Raw genomic sequence first — 20,607 nt, 5'->3', positions numbered from 1 at the left:
CGTACACCCCCTACAGGGGGCCGAAGCGGTAGCCGAAGCCCCGCACCGTCTGTATGTAGCGGGGGGCGGCGTCGGGGTCCTCGATCTTGTGGCGCAGCCGGCGGACGCACGCGTCCACGAGCCGGGCGTCGGCGTGGTAGCTGTGCTCCCACACGTACTCCAGGAGCTGCTGGCGGGAGAAGACCTGCTCGGGCGAGGCCGACAGGTGCAGCAGGAGCTTGAGTTCGCTGGGGGCGAGGGGTACGCGCTCGCCGTTCTTGGCGACGGTCAGGCCACTGCGGTCGATGGCCAGTCCGGCATGGAACTCGATCTCGTGGCGGCCGCCCACCGGGTCGCCGAGGCGGCGCAGGACGGCCTTGATACGGGCCTCGATGACCTCGGTGCGGGCGGGCTTGACGATGTAGTCGTCGGCTCCGGCCTCCAGGCCGACGACCACGTCGAAGTCGTCGCCGCGCGCGGTGAGCATGATGATCGGCACCTCGCTGGTGTCGCGGATCCGGCGGCAGACCTGCACGCCGTTGATCCCCGGCAGCATCAGGTCGAGCAGGACCAGCTCGGGGCGGAAGCTCGCGAGCAGCGCGAGCCCGTCCTCGCCGGTCTCGGCGGCGCTCACCTCGTGCCCGCGACGGCGCAGGCCGAGGCCGACGCCCTCCCGGACGGAAGGGTCGTCCTCGATCAGCAGTACGCGTGGCATGCGGTCAGTATCCAAGATCTTTTTGGGGCGGCCTCCCCCTAACGGCCGATCTTGCGCCGCAGGGAGTCGCGCAGGTCGGTGATCTCCGTCAGGCGCAACGGCCCGGCAAGGAGGACGACGACGAGTGCGAGGGCCGCGGTTCCCGCCGCCGCGGCGGCGAGGTTCCCGAGGGGGTCGGCGGTGCGGGCGACGGCGTACCCGACGGCGGCCGCGGGCACGCAGGCGGCCAGCAGCCGCAGGTGCGTGGCGACGGCGCTCGCCTGCCGGGCGGTACGCGTTCCCGTGCGCGGGCCGAGCCGCCGGGCGAGGACGTACGCGGTGACGGCGGCGCCCGCGGTGAAGGCGATCGAGCAGGCCGCGGCCATGCCGGTGACGGCCCAGCGCGGCGGCAGCAGGAGGTACGCGGCCGCCGAGAGCCCGGCGTTCAGGGCGGCGATGACCAGGTTGAGGAAGAAGGGGGTCCGGGTGTCGGACAGGGCGTAGAAGCCGCGGGAGAGCACGTACTGCGCGGAGTAGGCGATCAGGCCCGGCGCGAAGGCCGCCAGCATGCCGGCCATGACGGCGATGTCGGCCTCGTCGGCCTGCCCGTACTCGAAGACGCTGCCGGTCACCCAGGGCGCGAGGGCGGCGAAGAGCGCGGCGGCCGGGACGACGAGGGCCGCGCTGGAGCGCAGCGCGTAGGAGACGTCGGCGCGGACGCGGGCGAGGTCGCCGTCGGTGGCGGCGGCGCTCATCCGGGGCATGAGGGCGGTGACCAGGGAGACGGTGATGATGCCCTGCGGGACCATCCACAGCAGGTAGGCGTTGCTGTAGGCGGTGTAGCCGGCGCCGCCGGCGAGGCCCGCCTCGACGGCCTGCTCCCCGGTGGCGGTGGAGAGCCGGGTCACCACCCAGTAGGCGAGCTGGTTGGTCAGGACGAGCAGGACGAGCCAACCCGCGTTGCGCAGGGGACGGGTGAGGCCGCTGCCGCGCCAGTCGAAGCGGGGGCGCCAGCGGAAGCGGGCCGCGCGCAGCGAGGGGACGAGGGCGAGGGCCTGGACGACGATGCCGGCGGTGGTGCCGAGGCCCAGCAGCCGGGTCTCCGAGGCCGTCAGGCCGTCCGCCGCGTCGTGGGAGAGGTACAGGAACAGCCCGAAGACGACGATGACGACGAGGTTGTTGAGGACCGGGGTCCACATCATCGCGCCGAAGCGGCCGCGCGCGTTCAGCACCTGCCCGAGCAGCGTGAACAGTCCGTAGAAGAGGATCTGCGGGAGGCAGTAGCGGGCCAGGGCGACGGTGGTGGACTCCTGACCGCCGGTGTAGGGGGTGTACGCGGAGACGATCAGCGGGGCGGCCAGCACAGCGGCGGCGGTGAGGACGAGCAGCGCGGCCGTGCACACCGTCAGCAGCCGGTCGGTGTAGGCGGCTCCGCCGTCCTCGTGCTCCTTGGCGGCGCGGACCAGCTCGGGGACGAACACCGCGTTGAGGGCGCCGCCGATGAGCAGGATGTAGAGGATGTTCGGGACCGTGTTGGCGACGGCGTAGGCGTCTCCGAGCATTCCGGTGCCGAGCGCGGCGACGACGACGGCGGAGCGGACGAATCCGGTGGCGCGGGAGACGATCGAACCAGCGGCCATGACCGCACCGCTGCGCAGCACCGAGGTCTTCTGCCGCGACGCGGGGGCGGCCGCGCCGCCGGAGGCCGGGGCGGCCGCGCCACCGGAGGCCGGGGCGGCCGCGCCACCGGAGGCCGGGGCGGCCGCGCCTGCGGGGCCGGTACCCGGCCCGCCCGGATGCCCGCCCGTGCCCGCGTCCCGGGGAGCCGCGCCCGCGCCGGGGGAGGCCGTGGCCGCGTCCCCGGCGAACGCGCCCGTGCCCACGCCGGGCGTGGCCGTGTGTGCCGTGGCCGCCGGTACGCCCGGGGCGCCGGCCGCGCCCGTCGTCGCCGCTGCCGTCGTGCCCTGGTTCACCGGCGGGCCAGGTAGGCCTGGAAGGCCTTGTAGAGGGCCGTGTTGGCGTATCCGTCCATCGGGGTCTCCCACTCGCCGAGCATCTCGACGACCTGCCCGCCGGTGCCGAGCTTCCAGCGCAGCAGCCCGAAAGCACGTTCGTCGGGGTCAAGGGTGGAGGGTACCCCGCGCATGTCGTACTCCTCCGCCCCGAGCTCCAGGGCGTCGCACATCATGCGCCACTGCAGCGCGTTGCTGGGCCGTACCTCGCGACGGTGGTCGGCGGAGGCTCCGGTCTGGTACCAGACCCGGCGCCCGGCCACGATCATCGTGTGGGCGGCGAGTATCTCGCCCTGGTGCACGCCCAGGTAGAGGCGCATCCGGCCGGGCTCCTCGGCGTTGAGTTCCTCGTACTGGCGCTGGTAGTAGGCGAGGGAGCGGCCGAGCCGGAAGCCGTCGCGCTCCTCGGTGATCCGCAGCAGCCGGTAGAACTCGGGCAGGTCCTCCGCGGTGCCGACGACCGTCTCCACGCCCAGCTTCTCGGCCTTGCGCACGTTGCGCCGCCATTCCTGGTTCAGGCCCGACCACAGGTCGCCCCGGGAGCGGCCCGCGAGCGGCACGCGGAAGACGTGGCGGGGCTGGGCGTCGCCGTCGTCCTCGCCGCCGCACCGCTTCCAGCCCCGGGTGCGCAGCCGGTCGGCGAGGGCGGCGCCGACCGGGTCGACCTCGGTGGCGAGGACGTCGGACACCTGCCGGCCCGGCCCGGTGGCGGACTTGACGGTGGCCGCGTCCCAGCGGCGGTAGGCGGGGCTGGGGCCGATGCGGACGGCGAAGGCTCCGGCGGCCTTCAGGTGGCGCATGAGCGGGGTCAGCCAGCGGTCGATGTGCGGGTCGGACCAGTCGGCGACGGGGCCCTCGGGAAGGTAGGCGAAGTATTTGCGGGTGCCGGGAAATTGGCGGTAGAGAACGAGTCCGGCACCCTCGATCCGGCCGTCGGGGTAGTGCCATCCGACCCTTTCCGAGCGCCAAAGGTCCTTCACTTCCGCCCATGACGGGTACTGGAGAAAGCTCGCCCGCCGATGCCGCGCAAGGAAGTCCCGGTACTCGGTGACGGACAGGGCGCGCACCCGGGGCTCTTGGTCCTGGTCGCGCTGAGTGGGGGTCACGAGCAGTGCACACACGGCTGACGGCCTTCCTGTTCGCCGGATTCGATGGCTCACAGGACTCTCACAGCCACGCGTGACCGAAGTGCGCGGCGATTGTGACCGGACGATGACCGTTTCGCTGCGGTCGATGTCACAGCAGCCGAACCGAACTTTTCCCCGAGTTCCGCAACCTAAAGTCGGCTCGTTCGCTCTTACTTTGCGTACGTTCACACTTCGGAGGGGTTTTCGTTGAGCCGTATACGCACTCGTCACGCCGTGATGGCGGGCACCGCGGTCCTGGCCGCCACACTGACCGCCTGTTCGGGCGGGAGCGGGAGCGGGAGCGCGGCGGCGGCCAAGGCCGAGGTCAAGCAGAAGCCGGACATGGCGATCTCGGTGAACCTCACGGGCGATCAGGTCAAGGCGGGCGAGCCGGTGAAGGTGACCATCGCCGACGGCAAGCTCGCGCAGGTGAAGGTGTCGGACGGCAAGGGCGGTGAGCTGGCGGGGCAGATAGCCGCCGACGGCAAGACCTGGACCTCCGAGCGGAACGCCTCGCCGGGCACCGACTACAAGGTCGAGGCGCAGAACACCGACAAGCAGAGCGCCACGACCCAGTTCAAGACCGGTGCGGCCGACAAGGTCAACAAGGTCTCGATCAACATCTCGAAGGGCAGCACGGTCGGCGTGGCCATGCCCGTCTCGCTGGTCTTCGACAACCCGGTCACCAACAAGGCCGAGGTGGAGAAGCAGTTGAAGGTCACCACCTCGAACGGCACCGAGGGGTCGTGGGGCTGGTTCAAGGACTACTCCGGCAAGGACCGAGTCGACTGGCGGCCGAAGGAGTACTGGAAGTCCGGCACCGACGTGAAGGTCGACATGAACCTGGGCGGCGTGGACTCCGGCAAGGGCGGCGGGCTCTTCGCCCGGGACTACAACACCGAGTTCAAGATAGGCAAGGACCGCCGGATGGAGGTCAGCCTCGACACCAAGAAGATGACGGTGACCGAGGACGGCCAGACGGTGAAGACCATCCCGATCTCGGCCGGTACGCCGGGCGGCCAGAAGGCCTCGTGGTCCGGGAAGATGGTGCTGATGTCCAAGGAGGGCACCATCAACATGAACTCCGAGACGGTGGGCCTGGGTGACGCCTACAACAAGATGGTCGACTACTCGATGCGGCTCACCTGGTCGGGCATGTACGTGCACGCAGCGCCGTGGAATTCGGGGAACTTCGGCCGCGCCAACGCCAGTTCCGGCTGCGTCGGGATGAGCGACGCCAACGCCGCCTCCTTCTACGCCGAGGCCCAGGTCGGCGACGCGTTCGAGGTCGTCGGCGACGGCTCCAAGGGCAATGCCGACCTCGGCAACGGCTACGGCGAGTGGAACCTGACCTGGGACCAGTGGAAGGCCAAGAGCGCCCAGTCCGGAGCCCCTCAGAACGGCTGACACCGGGGACCGGCGCCGGGGACTGACTTCGACGTGCCCGCGGGCCACCGGCTCGCCCTCGTCATCGACACCGTCGACCCGCTGTACATCGAGCACAACCGTTCCTACTCAGTGAGCAGGAGTGGGTGTTGGACCCATTCCTGCCCGCTGCGGACATCCCGAACGGTTTTGGGTGTCCTGGTCGCCCGCGTTCGCTCCGCGTCCGGTGACACGCATCGTGTGCGTGGTCCGGGGACGCGGGGGCGGGGTTCCTCACACCCAAGGGTGGCCGGTCGGGCCTGGACGGTCCGATGCCCACGACGATCACTCTGGTCGTCGTGGGGCGGTGTCGTCCGTCGCCCGATCGGGTGCCCTTGAGCGCGCCTGCCGATCGCGATGCTCGCCGCATCGTGGCGGCTGGTTGTGCGGTTCTTGGTGGTGAGGGGCTTCTGCCAGTGCTGGGCGCCCCACTTGCTGGTGTAGGCCGGGTCGACGGCGATCACCGTGATACCGGTCTGGTCGGCCATGGAGGACAGCCGGGCCCGCAGCTTCCCCGTGGGCATGCCGGAGATCAACTGCCGGAAACGCTTGCTGCCCCCGTGCTTCTCGCGGGTTTTCTCCGCCGCGAACTCCAGGTCCTCGACCGCGATCGCGGCGACGCCGCAGACTTTCGCCCAGTGCAGCAGTCGGGTCAGCGCGTGGCGGACCTGGGCATCCCGATGCTGGGCGGTGCCGCTGAGGTCGTAGAAGAAGCGGTGCGGCTGTCCGATGGGGTTGCCGTGAGTGTCGAGGCGCCATGCAGCGAGGTGGTCGGCGTTGGTGTCGACACCGATGACACCGTGCGCGAGGGCCGCTTCGAGCGGGATGGTCTTGGTCGGCGGGTATTGCCAGGAAGCGGTCAGGTACCAGCGGTCCCGGTCCGTGTCGTAGCGGATGCGGTAGGCGATGGCCCGGTTGGCTTCCACGCGGTCGGCCCACTCCGGCCCACGGTGGGCGAACGCGACGCGGCAGGACAGGACGTACCGGCCGTGCCCGGCGTTGGCCAGGCCGGTGAGCGGGGAGGGCAACTTGATGCTCACCTCGCCGTCGGGCGTGACGCGGATCGTCTCGTTCCCGAACCGCTTACCGGACTCCCCGTCGGCCTGGAGGAACCAGCGTTCGGCTTCCCACCGGCGGCGCCACTGGGTCTCGGTGAGCTGGGCGGCATCGAGGTGGTGCCGGGTGCCCAGGAGGCGTTTGCCGCCCCGTACGATCCGGACCCGCCCTGCCTCGCGGTCGGCCCGCGCACGGGCCAGCCGGTCTTCCAGCACGTGCAGGCGCCGGGTCTTGGCGAACCATTCCGGCTTACTCCGGTAGCCGCCCGGAGAGCGCCGGCGGCCCTTCTCCCCGACCGGGAGCGACAGGCGGCGGGTGATCGTCCGGATCCCGGCTTCCAGGTTATGGATGTACGCCGCCTGGCCGCGCCGGGCCAGCGCCCACTGGTCATGCGTCGCCTTGGTGACCGACCCCGCCCACCGCGACGACGACACGGCAGTGAGTCCCCGCTTCCGCGCGGCCCAGGCGTCCGTGGAGTGATCCAGCCCGTCGGCACAGCGTGCCTTGAGATCGCGGGATGCCAGCGCGCCGAGGTGCGCGCCGGTCAGGCGCAGCACCTCCTCGTCCAGCGGCGTGAGGTTCTTCAGCCGGGTCCGCACCGCGACACCGGCCGGCCCGAGCGCGACGAACGGCGCCGACAACTCCCGCAACCCACCCACCCCGCACCCCCTCAGCCGCCGAAAGCCGTCCCCATGCTCAACGACCGCCGCTCGCGAGGGTCACCCATTCGATCCAAGAACTCTCGTTCCAACCGGCCACCGACCCGCCCCCCACCGACGAGACGCTCACTCACACACGCCAGAACACACTCACACCCGGTCGACAAGCAGCAGTTCCAACCCCTGCGCGAGCCGTGAGCCCGTGCGTCAGTGCTTGAGGATCTTCGAGAGGAAGTCCTTGGCCCGGTCGCTCTCCGGGGCGGTGAAGAACCGCTCCGGAGTGCGGTCCTCGACGATCTGGCCGTCGGCCATGAAGACCACGCGGTTGGCGGCGGACCGGGCGAAGCCCATCTCGTGGGTGACCACGACCATGGTCATGCCCTCCCGGGCAAGCTGCCGCATGACCTCCAGCACCTCGTTGATCATCTCCGGGTCGAGCGCGGAGGTGGGCTCGTCGAAGAGCAGCGCCTTGGGGTCCATCGCGAGGGCCCGGGCGATGGCCACGCGCTGCTGCTGGCCGCCGGAGAGCTGGGCCGGGAACTTCGGTGCCTGGTCGGCCAGGCCGACCCGGTCCAGGAGCTCCAGGGACCGCTTGTCGGCCTCGGCCCGCTTGCGTCCTCGGACCTTGATCTGCGCGAGCGAGACGTTGGCGAGGACGGTCTTGTGCGCGAAGAGGTTGAAGGACTGGAAGACCATCCCCACCTCGGCCCGGAGCCGGGCCAGTTCCTTGCCCTCCTCGGGCAGCGGCTCCCCGTCGAGGGTGATCGTGCCCGATTCGATGGTCTCCAGCCGGTTGATCACCCGGCACAGGGTCGACTTCCCGGAGCCGGAGGGGCCGATCACCACCACCACCTCGCCGCGGCCGACGGCGAGGTCGATGTTCCGGAGCACGTGCAGGTCCCCGAAGTGCTTGTTGACGCCCCGGAGCTCGATCAGCGGATCGACGGCCATGCCGGTCACCCCTCCGAGGCCTCGGCGTAGGCCTGGCTGAGCTCGGGGGAACCGGTCATCGCCCAGGAGACCCCCGACTCGATCACGTTCAGCTCCCGGCCCGAGGCCAGCCTGATCACCGGCTGGCCGCTCGGCCAGACCTCCCAGCCCGTCCCCGGGATGGTGCGGATGATCACGGTCCCGAGGTAGAAACCGGCGTCGTTGCCGAGCCACGGCACGATCTCGGGATCCCTCCGCCAGCGGGGCATCAACTGGTCGAGGGCCTCCAACGAGGCAACGCTCTCGTCGAGTTCGAGCCCCGCCGCCCTCGCCTGGACGCGCAGCATCTCGCACTCCGAGAACAACTCGGCCACGCCCTCGGGGTCGTCCGCGAAGGCGGCGGCAAGTCCCCCGCCCTGTTCCGTTTCGTGTCGGTTCAGCCAGTTGTCCAGGAAAGGGATGTTCATACCGCCCAGCGTGGCACCAGGATCCGCCGCCGGCCACAGGGCGCGCCTGGATCGGACGGCACGGATCTGGCGGCGCCGCCCTAGAGCTCCAGGTCCACGACGACCGGGGCGTGGTCGGAGGCGCCCTTGCCCTTGCGCTCCTCGCGGTCCACGTAGGCGTCCTTGACGGCCTTGGAGAAGGCCTCGTTGCCGTACACCAGGTCGATGCGCATGCCCTTGTTCTTGGGGAACGCCAGCATCCGGTAGTCCCAGAACGTGTACGGGCGGTCGTACTTGAGCGCGCGCGGGAAGACATCGGAGAGCCCGGCCGCGCGCAGCGCCTCCAGGGCGGCCCGCTCGGCGGGAGTCACGTGCGTGAGGCCCGCGAAGACGGCCGGGTCGTAGACGTCCTCGTCGGTCGGCGCCACGTTGAAGTCGCCGAGCACCGCGAAGGGCCGGGCCCCGGCCGCGTCTTCGGCGACGGCCGCGGTCAGGGCGCGGAACCAGTCCAGCTTGTAGCCGTAGTGGTCGTGCTCGACCTCGCGGCCGTTGGGCACGTAGACCGACCAGACCCGGACCCCGCCGCAGGTGGCGGAGATGGCGCGGGGCTCGTCGACCTCCTCGTAGAGGGGCCCGCCGGGCAGGCCCGTGACCACGTCCTCCAGGCCGACCTTGGAGAGCAGGGCCACCCCGTTCCACCGGCCGGTGGCGTTGACGGCCGCCTCGTAGCCCAGCTCGCGCAGCGCGTCGTACGGGAACTGCTCCGCGGAGCACTTGGTCTCCTGGATGCACAGGACATCCGTGCCGGAGCTCTCCAGCCAGGCCAGCAGGCGCGGCAGCCGGGCGGTGATGGAGTTGACGTTGAACGTGGCGATACGCATGTGTTCAACCTACCGCCCGGCACCGACATCACAGCTCGGCGGTGTCTCCGGCGGTGAGTCGCCCGTGGTCCGTGCCGCCCAGGGCGTCGAGGGTGAAGTCGTAGATCGGCCGCGCGATGTCGGCGAGGTAGGCGTCGTGGATGTCGATGGCCCGGCGCGGCTTGACCTCGCGGAGGTAGTCGACCACCTCGCCGATCTTGTTCCAGGGGGCGTGCACCGGGAGCATCAGGGTGTCGACGGGGGCGTCGGGCACGGTCAGCGCGTCCCCCGGGTGGAAGAGGGAACCCTCGACGAGGTACCCGACATTGGTGACCCGGGGCATGTCCGGGTGGATCAGGGCGTGCAGTTCGCCGTGGACCTGGACGTCGAACCCGGCGGCGGTGAAGGCGTCGCCGTTGCCCACGGTGTGCACCCGGCCCGGGTAGGCGGGGGCGATCTTGTCCGCGACGCTGCGCAGGGTCCACAGCTCGGCCGCCGGATTCGCGTCGAGCGCGGCCCGCAGCCGGCCCTCGTCGAAGTGGTCGGGGTGTTCGTGCGTGACGAGCAGGGCGTCCGCCCCGAGACCGGCATCGGATTCGCTGAAGACGCCCGGGTCGATGACGAGCACGCGCCCGTCCTTCTCTAGCTGGACGCAGGAGTGCAGCCGCTTGGTGAGCTTCATGATCCCAGGCTACGGAACCGCGGTGGAGACCACGTAGACCTTGGGGTTCTCCGGGTTCGTGAGGTCGACCGTGATGTCGCGGGTGGGGCGCGGCTCCGGCTGCTCCAGGGTGATCCCGTACCAGCTCGCCTTCGGGCTCCAGCTCCAGCCCGCGACCTCGGAGTCGTGCGGGGAGATCGCGATCTCCCCCTGGGCCAGGGCGTCGCGGCTGGTGCCGGCGGAGGCGAGGAAGGCGTCCAGGTCGGCCGGGGTGACCGAGAACGCGGTGAACAGCCGGCTGGTGTGCCAGTTGTTGGTCTCCAGGAAGCCGACCCGCCAGGCCTTCGGCGGGATGGGGACCTCGTAGATGCTGCGCTGCACCTTGGAGGGCCAGCCAGGCCGGACCTTGGAGGCGCCGACCCGGGCGGCCTTGTCGCGGCCGCTCTCGCGACTCTGCTGGGTGGAGATCGCCAGGTAGCCCGCCGGCACGCCGATCAGCAGCAGGATGATGACCGCGGTGATCCAGCGGCGCTTGACGACGTGCCTGCGGTCCTCGACGGGGCGCGGGGTGGCGTCGCCGTCGGGGGAAGGGGCCTGGCGGGGCAGGGTGGGCGGGTTCACGGCTGGTCGTCCAGGTGCTTGGGGCCGGGGATCTCGGGGCCGGGCGTCTTGGGGACGGGGGCTTGCGGGGCCTTGGTTTCGGGGGCCTCGGTTTCGGGGGCCGGGGTCTCGCGGCGGCCCAGCTGCTGCGCGTAGCGCTCGTACCGTTCGTAGCGCTCGACCCTGCGTCGGGTGGCGCGGCGGAAGCGGCGGGCGACGAGCCGGGCCAGGTCCGCCGCGCCGACCATGCCGGCCTCGGGGCCGAGCTGCGCCTTGGCGATGCGGGCCTCGGGCCGGTAGCCGCGGCCGGTGAGGTGGCGCCGGAAGGCGTCCCGGGCGGGGCCGATGAGGAGGTCGTCGGCGGCGCTGACGCCCCCGCCGATGACGAAGCAGGAGGGGTCGAGGGCGGCGGCCAGGTTGGCGATGCCGACACCGAGCCACTGGCCGATGTCCTGGAGCAGCTCGACGCACATGGCGTCGCCCTCGCGGGCCAGCTCGGTGATGAGCGGCCCGGTGATCTCCGAGACGTTGCCACCGACGCGGGCGATGATGTTGTACGCGACCGGGGAGTCCGCGGCGGCCAGTTCACGGGCCTCGCGGACCAGGGCGTTGCCGGAGCTGTACTGCTCCCAGCAGCCGCGGTTGCCGCAGGGACAGCGGTGCCCGCCGGGGACGACCTGCATGTGGCCGAACTCGCCGGCGACCCCGTAGCGGCCGCGCTTGACCTGGCCGCCTTCGAGGATGGCCCCGCCGATGCCGGTGCCGAGCGTGATCATGACGAGGTGGTCCTCGCCGCGACCGGCGCCGAAGCGCCATTCCGCCCAGGCGGCGGTGTTGGCGTCGTTGTCGACCATGACGGGGACCGCGAGCCGGGACTGCAGCGCGTCGCGCAGCGGCTCGTCGCGCCAGGCCAGGTGCGGGGCGAACAGCACGCGGGAGCGGTCCGCGTCGACCCAGCCGGCGGCGCCGATGCCGACCGCGTGCACGTCGTGCCGGTCGGAGAGGTCCAGGACCAGTTCGACGATGGTGTCCTCGACGACCTTGGGGCTCTTGGACTTGTCGGGGGTCTCGGTGCGGATCTTCTCCAGGATGACCCCGTCGGCGTCCACGACGCCGGCCATCACCTTGGTGCCGCCGATGTCGATGCCGACGGTCGGGACGCGCGGGGCGGTCAGGTGGGACCGGCGCTCACGGGTCCCGATGGTCCGCAGGACGGTGCCTCTCGCCGCCCTCCGGTGGGCGAGCGTGAAGTCCCGGTACGTGCTCATCGAGTCGTGTCGTCCCTGTCGGTGGTGGCGGTGTGCGTGGTGCGGTCGTCCCCCGATTCTGCCACCCGCTCCAGCTCGTGGCTCAGCTCGTCGAGCTCGGAGCCGCCCGCCATCTGCCGGGTGAGCTCGTCGAGGGTGATCGAGTCGCGGGTGTGGCTGCCCGCCATCGTGCCGCGTTTGAGGAGCACGAAGCGGTCCCCGACCAGGTGCGCGTGGTGCGGGTTGTGGGTGATCAGGACCACGCCGAGACCCGCGTCACGGGCGGCGGCGACGTACTTGAGGACCACTCCGGACTGCTTGACGCCGAGGGCGGCGGTGGGCTCGTCGAGTACGAGGACCTTCGCGCCGAAGTGGACGGCGCGGGCGATGGCCACGCACTGCCGCTCGCCGCCGGACAGGGTCCCGATGGGCTGGTCGACGTCGCGCAGGTCGATGCCCATGCGCAGCAGCTCGGCCCGGGTGGTCTCCCGCATGTGCCGGACGTCGAGGCGGCGCAGGAGCCCGCGGCCCTTGGTGGGCTCGGAGCCGAGGAAGAAGTTGCGCCAGACCGGCATGAGCGGGACCACGGCGAGGTCCTGGTAGACGGTGGCGATGCCGCGGTCGAGGGCGGCGCGCGGGTTGGGGAGCACGGTCTCCTCGCCCTCGATCTCGAAGGTGCCGGCGTCGTGCTGGTGCAGCCCCGCGATGATCTTGATGAGGGTGGACTTGCCGGCGCCGTTGTCGCCCAGCACGCAGGTGATCTCGCCCGCGGAGACCTCCAGGGAGACGCCCTGGAGGGCGCGGATGTTGCCGTAGTACTTGCTGACGTCGGTCAGCTTCACCAGTGCGGTGCTCACTTTGCCTCCGCCCGCTTGCGGACCCACGCGTTGAGGAGCGTCGCGAGCAGGAGCATCGCGCCGAGGAAGAATTTGAACCAGTCCGGGTTCCACTGGGCGTAGACGATGCCGTTGCTGGTCATGCCGAAGATGAAGGCGCCGACGGCCGAGCCGATGGCGGAGCCGTATCCGCCGGTCATCAGGCAGCCGCCGATGACGGCCGCGATGATGTACAGGAACTCGTTGCCGACGCCCTCGCCCGACTGGACCACGTCGTACGAGAAGAGGATGTGCTGGCCGGAGATCCAGGCGCACAGGGCCACGCCCATGTAGAGCCCGATGCGGGTCTTCACGACGGGGACGCCGGTCGCGCGGGCCGCGTCCGCCCCGCCGCCGACGGCGAAGATCCAGTTGCCGGCGCGGGCGCGCAGCAGGATCCAGGTGGCCACGGCGACCAGGACCAGCCACCACAGGATGGTGACCTTGAGGGTGACCGATCCGATCGTCCACTGCGAGGCGAACAGGGCGCGGGCCGAGGAGAAGCCCTCCATGTCGGCGATGCTCTTGGTGGAGACCGAGCCGCTGATCAGCTTGGTGAATCCGAGGTTCAGGCCGGTCAGCATCAGGAAGGTGCCGAGCGTGATGATGAAGCTGGGCAGCTTGGTGCGGGTCAGCATGAAGCCGTTGAAGAACCCGATGGCGAGGGTCACGACCAGGGACACCAGGACCCCGACCCAGACGTTCGCGGTCATCTGGTAGCTGAACATCGAGCTGACCAGCGCCGAGGTCGTGACCATGACACCGGCGGAGAGGTCGAACTCGCCGCCGATCATCAGCAGGGCCACCGGGCAGGCCATGATCCCGATGGTGGAGGCCGAGTAGAGGATCGTGCTCAGGCTGGAGGCCTGGAGGAAGGTGGGGGCGGCGATGGAGAAGAAGACGAAGACGGCGGCGGCGCCGACCACCGCGCCGAATTCGGGACGCCCCAGCAGCTTGCGGACCAGGGAGGTGGGCGCGAGCCGTTCGTCCGCGGTGGCGGTGGCGCTCATCGCCGACCCCGCTTGATGTAGTCCTCCAGCCGGGCGGCCTCGGCCCCGGTGACGATCTGCGGTCCGGTGAGGACCGGGCGGCCGCCGCCGAGCACGTTCGCGTTGTAGCGGTAGAGCCAGAGCAGGTCGATGGCCTCGTAGCCCTGGAGGTAGGGCTGCTGGTCGACGGCGAAACCGAGGGCGCCGGACTTCAGGTCGCGGGCGACGGCGTTGTTCAGGTCGAAGGTGTCCACCTCGGCCTTGCTCGCGGCCGCTTCCTTGGCCTTGATCGCGGTGGCGGCGAAGGGCGCGCCGAGGGTGACGATCGCGTCGACGGAGGGGTCCGCCTGGAGCTTGGCCTGGATGGCCGCCTGCACGGAGGGCATGTTGGTGCCCTCGACGTACAGGTTCTCCATCGTTCCGTCGAACGTCTTCTTCGCCCCGGCGCAGCGCTGCTCGTGGCCCACGTTGCCCTGTTCGTGCAGGACGCAGACGGCCTTCTTGCGGCCCCGCTTGCCCAGCTCGGTGCCGACCGCCTCGCCCGCGATCGTCTCGTCCTGGCCGATGTGGGTGAGCGCCCCGTACTCGGCGGACTGGGCGGATCCGGAGTTGACCGTGATCACCGGGATGCCGGCCTTGACGGCCTTGGCGATGACGTCCTTGAGGGCCTCGGGTTTGGCGAGGCTGACAACGATGCCGTCGACCTTCTGGTCGATGGCGTTCTGCACGAACTGAGCCTGCTGCTGGGCTTGGTCGTCGTGGGCGTAGACGAAGTTGATGTTGTCCTTCGCCGCCGCTTCCTTGGCGCCCTTCTGGACGATGTCCCAGAAGGTGTCGCCGTCGCCCGCGTGGGTGACCATCGCGAAGGTCCAGCGCGGGGTGGACACGGCGGGCCGGCCCGCCTCGGCGGCCTTCGCGCGCTCTTCGGCGCGCTTTCCGCCCGTACTGCTGCAGCCCGCGAGCGAGGCTCCCAGTACCGCCGCGAGCACCGCGCCAACGACGCGCACCCCTGTCCCAACCCTAGCCACGTCGCCGCGCCCTTCCCTCGTCCGTCTCGTCCGTCATGTTCGTCACGACCGTCATGATTCGGTCATTCCGGTTCCAGCCGCTCAGTATCCGCCACAGTGGACCATGCGGGCCCATCGGGGCATGCCCGGGCAGATTGACAGGTCCCCCGTACGGGGTCACGTTGAGTGCATGCGCATCGGGCTCATCGGTACGGGCCGGATCGGCTCCTTCCACGCGGCGGCACTGGCCCGCCATCCGGAGGCGGGCTCGCTCCTGCTCGCGGACGCCGATCCCGCGCGGGCGGCGCGCCTCGCCGACCGGCTCGGGGCCACCGCCGCGCCCTCCGTGGAGCAGGTCTTCACCTGGGGCGTGGACGCGGTGGTTGTGGCCTCCGCGACCGACGCCCACGCGGACCTCGTCGTACGCGCCGTGCGCGGCGGGCTCCCGGTGTTCTGCGAGAAGCCGCTGGCCCCCGACCTGACCCGGACCCTGGCGGCGCTGCGCGAGGTGGCGGCCGCGGGCGGCCTGCTCCAGGTGGGGTTCATGCGGCGCTTCGACGCGGGCTACCGCACGGCGCGGGAGCTGGTGCGTTCGGGCGCGCTGGGCCGGCTGCACACCGTACGGACGATGACGGCCGATCCGGCGCCGCCGAGCGCCGAGTACCTGGCGACCTCGGGCGGGCTGTACCGGGACTGCCTCGTGCACGACTTCGACATGGTGCGCTGGGTGACCGGGCGCGAGGTGGCCGAGGTGTACGCGGCCGGGTCGGACGCGGGGCCGCCGAGGTTCCGGGAGATCGGGGACGTCGACACGGCGGCGGCCCTCCTCACCCTGGACGACGGGACCCTCGTCACCTCGACCGGCACCCGGTGCAACGGCGCGGGCTACGACGTGCGGATGGAGCTGGCCGGGGAGCTGGACCAGGTCTCGGCCGGGCTGGACGACCGTACGCCGATCGCCTCGACGGAACCGCACGGTCCGCCCCCGGCGAGCAAGCCGTGGACGGGCTTCCTGGAGCGGTTCGCCCCCGCGTACGAGGCGGAGCTGGCGGCCTTCGTGCACCTGGTGCGGGGCGAGGGCGCCAACCCGTGCGACGGCCGGGAGGCGCTCGCCGCGCTGCGGATCGCGGAGGCGTGCGAGCGCTCGCGGCGGGAGGGGCGCCGGGTGCGGATGGAGGAGCTCCCGGATCTGTGAGGGGGTGGCCATTCGTCACGCCTACCAGCGCACGGGAAGCCTGGTCACGCCCCGCATCAGGCTGCCCCGCTGCCAGAGCGGCGGCCCGCCTGCCGGGTCCTCCTCCAGGTCCGGGAAGCGCTCCAGCAGGCCCCGGATCGCGATGCGGCCCTCCATGCGGGCCAGCGGGGCTCCGATGCAGAAGTGCGGGCCGTGCCCGAAGGCCAGGTGGCCCTGCGGGGCGCGCCGGATGTCGAAGGCGTCCGGGTCCTCGTACTTCCCCGGGTCGCGGTCCGCGGAGGCCAGCGAGACGAGGACGGTGGCCCCGGCCGGGATGACGGTGGAGCCGAGCGCGACGTCCTCGCGGGCGTAGCGGTAGGTGGCGTTCTGGACGGGGCCCTCGTAGCGGAGCATCTCCTCGACGGCGCCGTCGAGGAGCCCGTCGTGGTCGGCGCGCAGGTCGGCCAGCTGGTCGGGATGGGCCAGCAGGGCGCGTACGCCGTTGCCGATCAGGTTCACGGTGGTCTCGTGGCCCGCGACGAGCAGCAGGAAGGCCATCCCGATCACCTCGTCGGACGAGAGGGCCTCCTCCCCGTCCTCGCCCTCCTCCCGGGTGCGGATCAGGGCGCTGAGCAGGTCCTCGCCGGGATCCTTCGCCTTGGCGGCGACGAGGTCCGCGAGGTAGCCGCTCAGCTGCCGGTGCGCGGCGCCGTCGGGGCTGCCGGCGCCCGGGGAGAGGATCTCGCGGGACCAGGAACTGAACCGGTAGCGGTCCAGGTCGGGGACGCCGAGCAGCTCGCAGATCACGGTCATCGGCAGCGGGAAGGCGAGGGCCTTGACCAGGTCGGCGGTGCGCTCGCGGCGGGCGGCCATCGCGTCGAGGAGCTCGTCGGTGATCTGCCGGACGCGGGGGCGCAGGGCCTCGACCCGGCGCGTGGTGAACTCGCGGGCGACCAGGCGGCGCAGCCGGGTGTGCCGGGGCGGGTCGGATTCGAGCATGTTCGCGTTGCTCGCGGCGGCGAGGGTGTCCGGGAAATGGCCGGATTCTCGCCAGTCCTTGGCCAGGCCGGGGTGGGTCAGTGCCTCGCGGGCCTCGGCGTGGCCGACGACGAGATAGGTGGGGTCGTACTCGGGGGCCTGGGCGGTGACCCGGTGGACCGGTCCCGTCTCGCGTAATCGGGCGTAGAACGAGTGGGGGTCGGCGGAGAAGTCCGCGGCGTTCGCGCTGATGTCCACGACTGGCATTGGCCCACAGTACGGCGGCGGTTCGCCCCCTGACGCGGCGTTTTCGGCCACTCCTCAGGAGGCGGCGCGGCGCCCCCAGGCCGTGCCGGCGAGGACGAGGGCCGCACCCGCGAAGCCGAGCGGGGCGAGGTGTTCGCCGCCGATGGCGATGCCGGCGGCGGCCGCCCACAGGGGCTCGGTGCCCAGCAGCAGGCTGACGCGGGAGGGCGAGGTGCGGCGTACGGCCCACATCTGCACGAAGAAGGCGAAGAGCGTGCAGAAGAGGGAGAGGAACGCCAGCCCGGCCCACTGGGCCGCCCCGAAGCCGGCGGCGGTGGCCCAGGGGCTCTCCCCCGTCCCCGGCACGGCCGCCAGCAGCGCGAACACGGCGACGGCCCCGCCGAGCTGCACGGTGGTCAGGGACAGCGAGTCCGCGTCCTGCACGGCCCGGACCCGGGCCATCAGCAGGACGTGCAGGGTCCGGGCGAGGGCGGCACCGAGGATGAGCAGGTCGCCGAGGCTGGGCGCGGTGAACCCGGCGCCCTGGGTGAGCAGCAGGACCCCGGCGACGGAGACCCCGGCCGCCCCGAGGAACCCGGGGGAAGGCTTCCTCCGCTCCACCAAGGCCTCGGCCAGCGGCGTGAAGATCATGGTCAGGCTGATGATCAGCCCGGCGTTGGTGGCGGACGTGTGGACGACCCCGTAGGTCTCCAGCAGGAAGATCCCGCCGAGTACGAGGCCCAGTCCCCCGGCGCCGCGCAGCTGCGCGGGGCGGAGCGCCCGCAGCCGCGCCCACCCGGCGACGGCCAGCACGGGCAGTACGAGCGCGAACCGGAGCACGAGAACGGCGATCACGGTGTGGGTGGTGGTGACGCCCTTGGCCGCGAGGTAGCTGCCGCCCCACACGACGGCGACGGCCAGCACGGGCAGGTCGGCGAGCCAGGCCCGGCGGGGGGCGGTGGCGAGGGCGGGCGAGGTCACGGTCATCGAAGCTCTCCAACGGTGCTCGGGAAGTGGAGACTTCGGCGGCTCGCACGGTGCGGGGCCACCGTACCGGAGGCGATCATGCCGGTCGAACGATTTCCCTACCTGTCAGACCGGCCCCGTAGCATCGCGGTATGGCCGACCTCTACGCCCTGGACCTGGCGTTCGACCTGCTCGAATCCACCCCGGACACCGTGCTCGCGGAGCTGCGCCGCCAGCTCGCGCCCGGCGGGATCCTCTCCTCGCGCGGCCCGGCCGCGCGGATCGGAGGCATGCTCGTGGGCGAGTTCGCCCCGGCGTCCGGCCCCGGCTGGGCGCTGACCAGCCGCCAGGAGGTGCACGAGGAGGGGCTCCCCGCCCTCGAGGACCTCCTCGTGGTCCTCGCCCCGCACATCCGCCGGCCGGGCCCGGTGGGCCGGATCCGGCACTGCGAGCACGAGTCCCCGGACCTCCTCGTCCTGCGCGAGGGCCGTGTGGTGCAGGTGGCCCTGGATCCCCGCTGACCGCCGGCCACCGCGTGCGCCGCGTCAGTCCGCGAACGTCCCGAAGGCGGCGCGCCCGGTGGGCCGGTAGGTGTGGATGGCGGTCCCGCTCGACGTGGTCCTGGACCCGGTCAGCTCGAAGGCGGTCGGCAGCCCGCCGGTCGGGAACAGCCGCCGCCCGCCGCCCAGGAACACCGGGAAGACCAGCAGGTTCAGCTCGTCCACGAGGTCCCGCGCCAGCAGCCACTGCGCGAGCTGCCCGCTGCCGTGCACCTGCAACTCCCCGTCCAGCGCGTCCTTGACCCGGACGATCTCGCTCTGCAGCTGCTCCCCGTCGAGCACGGTGACCGGACCCCACTGCGGCTCCTTGAGGGTGGTCGAGGCCACGTACTTGGGCAGCCGGTTCAGCTTGCCCGCGACGGGGTCGGCCGGGTCGTCGTGCTGCGGCCAGTAGCTCGCGAAGATCTCGTACGTCCGCCGCCCGAGCAGGAACGCCCCGGTCCGGCCGAAGACCTCGGTGATGAACTCCCCCATCCCCTCGTCGGCGAACGGCACGAGCCACCCGCCGTACTCGAACCCGCCGCTGCGGTCCTCCTCGGGCCCGCCGGGGGCCTGCATCACCCCGTCGAGGGTCAGGAAGGTGGTGAGGGTCAGCTTGCCCATGGCTCTGCGCTCCTTGCCCGTTCGTCGCCGTGCACCGGCCTACACCGGTTCAGACTCCCGCCCACCCGGTTCCCCATCGCTCCGCCACGCGGGGAGGGCACCCGCACGCCGCGCCCGCTACGGGCCGTGGACCGGGAACGACGCCTGGAACGCGAGGCGCAGGTCGGCCCCGTCCCCGATGCGGGTGAGGAGTTCGTCGAGCGCGATGAACTCCTCCCAGACCGCCCGGCCGCTCGCCCCGGCCAGTGCGGTCACGACGAGGTCCTCCAGCTCGGGGACCCGCTTGTTCTTCCAGATCTTGTCGGCGAGGCTCACCAGCAAGTCCTCCAGGCCGATGCCCGGTTCCGCCCACGACGCGTGGTTGGCGGCGAAGCGGGGATCGGTGCTGCCGTTCAGGGCTCTCGCGAGGAGCGTGGTGGCCGTCATCGCGTCAGGGTAACGACGGTGACCCCTGCTCGGCCCTCCCCTACGGTCCTGTCATGAGCGCATCCACCCGTGGCCTGATTCCGCCCGCCCTCCCCCACGTCTACCGGGTCACCAAGTACGACCCCGCCGACCGCAACCGGCACGGCCACTACACCGGCACGGAGGACGTCGTCAGTGACCACGGCCCGGTCGAGGCCGCCTACCTGGAGGCCGTCGCCGCCTTCGCCCGCGACACGGGCGTCGACCGGGTGGCCGTCCGTGAACCGGGGGTCGGCGGCTTCGTGCACTTCGGGGCGGAGCCGACGGTCGAGGGCCACGGTCTGGCCGGCCTGTTCCCGGCCGACCTCACCGGGTTCCACGACGGTGCCGAGGTGTCGATCCCCGTCGCACAAGAGCTCGTGCGGGCCATGCTGCGCGACAACGGGGCCTGGTGCCGTCTGGAGGTGGAGGGAGCCTTCGCCGTCCACATCGGCTACGACCAGTACATGTACGTGGGCAGCAGGCACCCCTGCGGGACGGCCCTGGACCGGACCCGCTCCCTGGGACTGTTCCCCGAGCCCATCGACGCTTCGCCGTACGACTTCGAACCGGACGGTCCGGACGGTCCGGAGATTCCACGCCCCGCCGACGAGGACTTCTGGGCCCGGGTGCGCCTGGTGGTCGCCGACTCCCGGGAGACGGTGCTGGAAGAGGGCCACCTCAGCAACGCGACGCGCTGGCACCGGCTCACGGACGCGAACCTCGACGCGGTGCGTGCCGGGCTCGCACCCCGGGCCCGGCTGGCCGTCTGGCCCGATCTGTTCACGGACATCGCCACCCTCCTGGACTCCCTGCCGGACGAGTTCGCGGCGGAATTCGTCTGGGAGGACGCGGCCGGCCGGATCGAGTACGCCTTCGTCGACGAGACCGAGCTCGACGAGCTGACCTCCCGGCTCGCCGGTGCGCGTGCCGGGGCCTTCCTGTCCCCGGACATCGGTGGGCGGCGCCCGCTGCTCGCGGCGGTGCTGCCCGATGCCGACGGAGTCCTGCGCGCACGCTGGCAGAGCGACCGGACCCCCGTGGACGGGGCCCGGATCCGGGACTGAGT

General features: G+C 71.7%; 20 protein-coding genes and 1 pseudogene. 4 read left to right on the top strand and 17 right to left on the bottom strand.

The genetic code is table 11. The annotated features are described in order from the left end of the window. Positions 1–10: 10 nt before the first annotated feature. The 3 genes from ACIQ5Y_RS31105 to ACIQ5Y_RS31095 all read right to left on the bottom strand — a co-directional run bounded on the left by ACIQ5Y_RS31105 (position 11) and on the right by ACIQ5Y_RS31095 (position 3,806). Positions 11–694, bottom strand: coding sequence for a response regulator (locus ACIQ5Y_RS31105; RefSeq protein ID WP_403887825.1), 684 nt, complete (start codon positions 692–694; stop codon positions 11–13). Between the two features lie 38 nt (positions 695–732). Beyond that, complete coding sequence (gene murJ / locus ACIQ5Y_RS31100) at positions 733–2,334, bottom strand: murein biosynthesis integral membrane protein MurJ (protein ID WP_403887937.1); 1,602 nt, start codon at positions 2,332–2,334, stop codon at positions 733–735. Positions 2,335–2,642: 308 nt separating this feature from the next. Next, entirely contained in the window at positions 2,643–3,806 is a 1,164-nt protein-coding gene (locus tag ACIQ5Y_RS31095; protein ID WP_403887822.1) for a lipid II:glycine glycyltransferase FemX, read from the bottom strand. A 243-nt stretch (positions 3,807–4,049) separates the two neighbouring features. Here ACIQ5Y_RS31095 and ACIQ5Y_RS31090 point away from each other — a divergent pair, with 243 nt between their 5' ends. Beyond that, positions 4,050–5,219, top strand: a complete 1,170-nt coding sequence (locus tag ACIQ5Y_RS31090; protein ID WP_403887934.1) for an Ig-like domain-containing protein — start codon at positions 4,050–4,052, stop codon at positions 5,217–5,219. Between the two features lie 104 nt (positions 5,220–5,323). Here ACIQ5Y_RS31090 and ACIQ5Y_RS31085 read toward each other — a convergent pair whose 3' ends face one another. From ACIQ5Y_RS31085 to ACIQ5Y_RS31040, 10 genes are all read right to left on the bottom strand, one after another. Next, positions 5,324–6,952 (bottom strand): IS200/IS605 family accessory protein TnpB-related protein, encoded by a 1,629-nt coding sequence (locus tag ACIQ5Y_RS31085; protein WP_403887819.1) that lies wholly within the window; start codon positions 6,950–6,952, stop codon positions 5,324–5,326. 207 nt (positions 6,953–7,159) lie between these two features. After that, positions 7,160–7,903 (bottom strand): amino acid ABC transporter ATP-binding protein, encoded by a 744-nt coding sequence (locus ACIQ5Y_RS31080; protein WP_403887816.1) that lies wholly within the window; start codon positions 7,901–7,903, stop codon positions 7,160–7,162. Between the two features lie 5 nt (positions 7,904–7,908). Then, the gene (locus ACIQ5Y_RS31075) at positions 7,909–8,349 is read right to left on the bottom strand and encodes a DUF6278 family protein (protein WP_403887813.1); all 441 of its coding nucleotides are present in this window, start codon (positions 8,347–8,349) and stop codon (positions 7,909–7,911) included. An 80-nt stretch (positions 8,350–8,429) separates the two neighbouring features. Next, on the bottom strand, positions 8,430–9,209 hold the full coding sequence (locus ACIQ5Y_RS31070) for an exodeoxyribonuclease III (RefSeq protein WP_403887810.1): 780 nt from the start codon (positions 9,207–9,209) through the stop codon (positions 8,430–8,432). A 28-nt stretch (positions 9,210–9,237) separates the two neighbouring features. Beyond that, positions 9,238–9,870, bottom strand: a complete 633-nt coding sequence (locus tag ACIQ5Y_RS31065) for an MBL fold metallo-hydrolase (protein WP_403887807.1) — start codon at positions 9,868–9,870, stop codon at positions 9,238–9,240. Between the two features lie 9 nt (positions 9,871–9,879). Next, positions 9,880–10,470: a hypothetical protein gene (locus ACIQ5Y_RS31060; RefSeq protein ID WP_403887804.1), complete on the bottom strand. Its 591-nt coding sequence runs from the start codon at positions 10,468–10,470 to the stop codon at positions 9,880–9,882. Further along, on the bottom strand, positions 10,467–11,717 hold the full coding sequence (locus ACIQ5Y_RS31055) for an ROK family glucokinase (protein ID WP_403887800.1): 1,251 nt from the start codon (positions 11,715–11,717) through the stop codon (positions 10,467–10,469). Before ACIQ5Y_RS31055 ends, ACIQ5Y_RS31060 begins: the two co-directional genes overlap by 4 nt. Further along, positions 11,714–12,580: an ATP-binding cassette domain-containing protein gene (locus tag ACIQ5Y_RS31050; RefSeq protein ID WP_403887797.1), complete on the bottom strand. Its 867-nt coding sequence runs from the start codon at positions 12,578–12,580 to the stop codon at positions 11,714–11,716. The genes ACIQ5Y_RS31055 and ACIQ5Y_RS31050 overlap by 4 nt, the downstream gene beginning before the upstream one ends. After that, positions 12,550–13,581 carry an ABC transporter permease gene (locus tag ACIQ5Y_RS31045; protein ID WP_403887794.1) on the bottom strand — a complete coding sequence of 344 codons (1,032 nt, stop codon included), beginning with the start codon at positions 13,579–13,581 and terminating at the stop codon, positions 12,550–12,552. The genes ACIQ5Y_RS31050 and ACIQ5Y_RS31045 overlap by 31 nt, the downstream gene beginning before the upstream one ends. Continuing rightward, complete coding sequence (locus ACIQ5Y_RS31040; protein ID WP_403887791.1) at positions 13,578–14,588, bottom strand: substrate-binding domain-containing protein; 1,011 nt, start codon at positions 14,586–14,588, stop codon at positions 13,578–13,580. Before ACIQ5Y_RS31040 ends, ACIQ5Y_RS31045 begins: the two co-directional genes overlap by 4 nt. A gap of 169 nt (positions 14,589–14,757) precedes the next feature. Between ACIQ5Y_RS31040 and ACIQ5Y_RS31035 the strand changes: the two genes are divergently transcribed. Next, positions 14,758–15,762 (top strand): Gfo/Idh/MocA family oxidoreductase, encoded by a 1,005-nt coding sequence (locus ACIQ5Y_RS31035; RefSeq protein WP_403887788.1) that lies wholly within the window; start codon positions 14,758–14,760, stop codon positions 15,760–15,762. Between the two features lie 21 nt (positions 15,763–15,783). Here the strand turns inward: ACIQ5Y_RS31035 and ACIQ5Y_RS31030 are convergent, their stop codons facing one another. Beyond that, positions 15,784–16,986 carry a cytochrome P450 gene (locus ACIQ5Y_RS31030; protein ID WP_403887785.1) on the bottom strand — a complete coding sequence of 401 codons (1,203 nt, stop codon included), beginning with the start codon at positions 16,984–16,986 and terminating at the stop codon, positions 15,784–15,786. A 54-nt stretch (positions 16,987–17,040) separates the two neighbouring features. Then, positions 17,041–17,952 (bottom strand): DMT family transporter, encoded by a 912-nt coding sequence (locus tag ACIQ5Y_RS31025; protein ID WP_403887782.1) that lies wholly within the window; start codon positions 17,950–17,952, stop codon positions 17,041–17,043. Positions 17,953–18,083: 131 nt separating this feature from the next. On the opposite strand from ACIQ5Y_RS31025, the gene ACIQ5Y_RS31020 reads away from it, so the two are divergent. Continuing rightward, positions 18,084–18,452 carry a hypothetical protein gene (locus tag ACIQ5Y_RS31020; RefSeq protein ID WP_403887779.1) on the top strand — a complete coding sequence of 123 codons (369 nt, stop codon included), beginning with the start codon at positions 18,084–18,086 and terminating at the stop codon, positions 18,450–18,452. Between the two features lie 24 nt (positions 18,453–18,476). Here ACIQ5Y_RS31020 and ACIQ5Y_RS31015 read toward each other — a convergent pair whose 3' ends face one another. Continuing rightward, positions 18,477–19,094 carry a dihydrofolate reductase family protein gene (locus ACIQ5Y_RS31015; protein WP_403887776.1) on the bottom strand — a complete coding sequence of 206 codons (618 nt, stop codon included), beginning with the start codon at positions 19,092–19,094 and terminating at the stop codon, positions 18,477–18,479. Between the two features lie 117 nt (positions 19,095–19,211). Further along, a pseudogene (locus ACIQ5Y_RS31010) lies at positions 19,212–19,469 on the bottom strand (phosphohydrolase); the annotation flags it as partial. Positions 19,470–19,573: 104 nt separating this feature from the next. Here ACIQ5Y_RS31010 and ACIQ5Y_RS31005 point away from each other — a divergent pair. Continuing rightward, complete coding sequence (locus tag ACIQ5Y_RS31005; RefSeq protein WP_403887773.1) at positions 19,574–20,605, top strand: RNA-binding protein; 1,032 nt, start codon at positions 19,574–19,576, stop codon at positions 20,603–20,605. The last annotated feature ends 2 nt before the right edge of the window (positions 20,606–20,607 follow it).

This window comes from Streptomyces sp. NPDC096339, from assembly GCF_044762985.1.
Taxonomy (GTDB): domain Bacteria; phylum Actinomycetota; class Actinomycetes; order Streptomycetales; family Streptomycetaceae; genus Streptomyces.
Note: the sequence above shows the minus strand (reverse complement) of the source record. Positions and strands in the feature narration are given on the sequence as shown.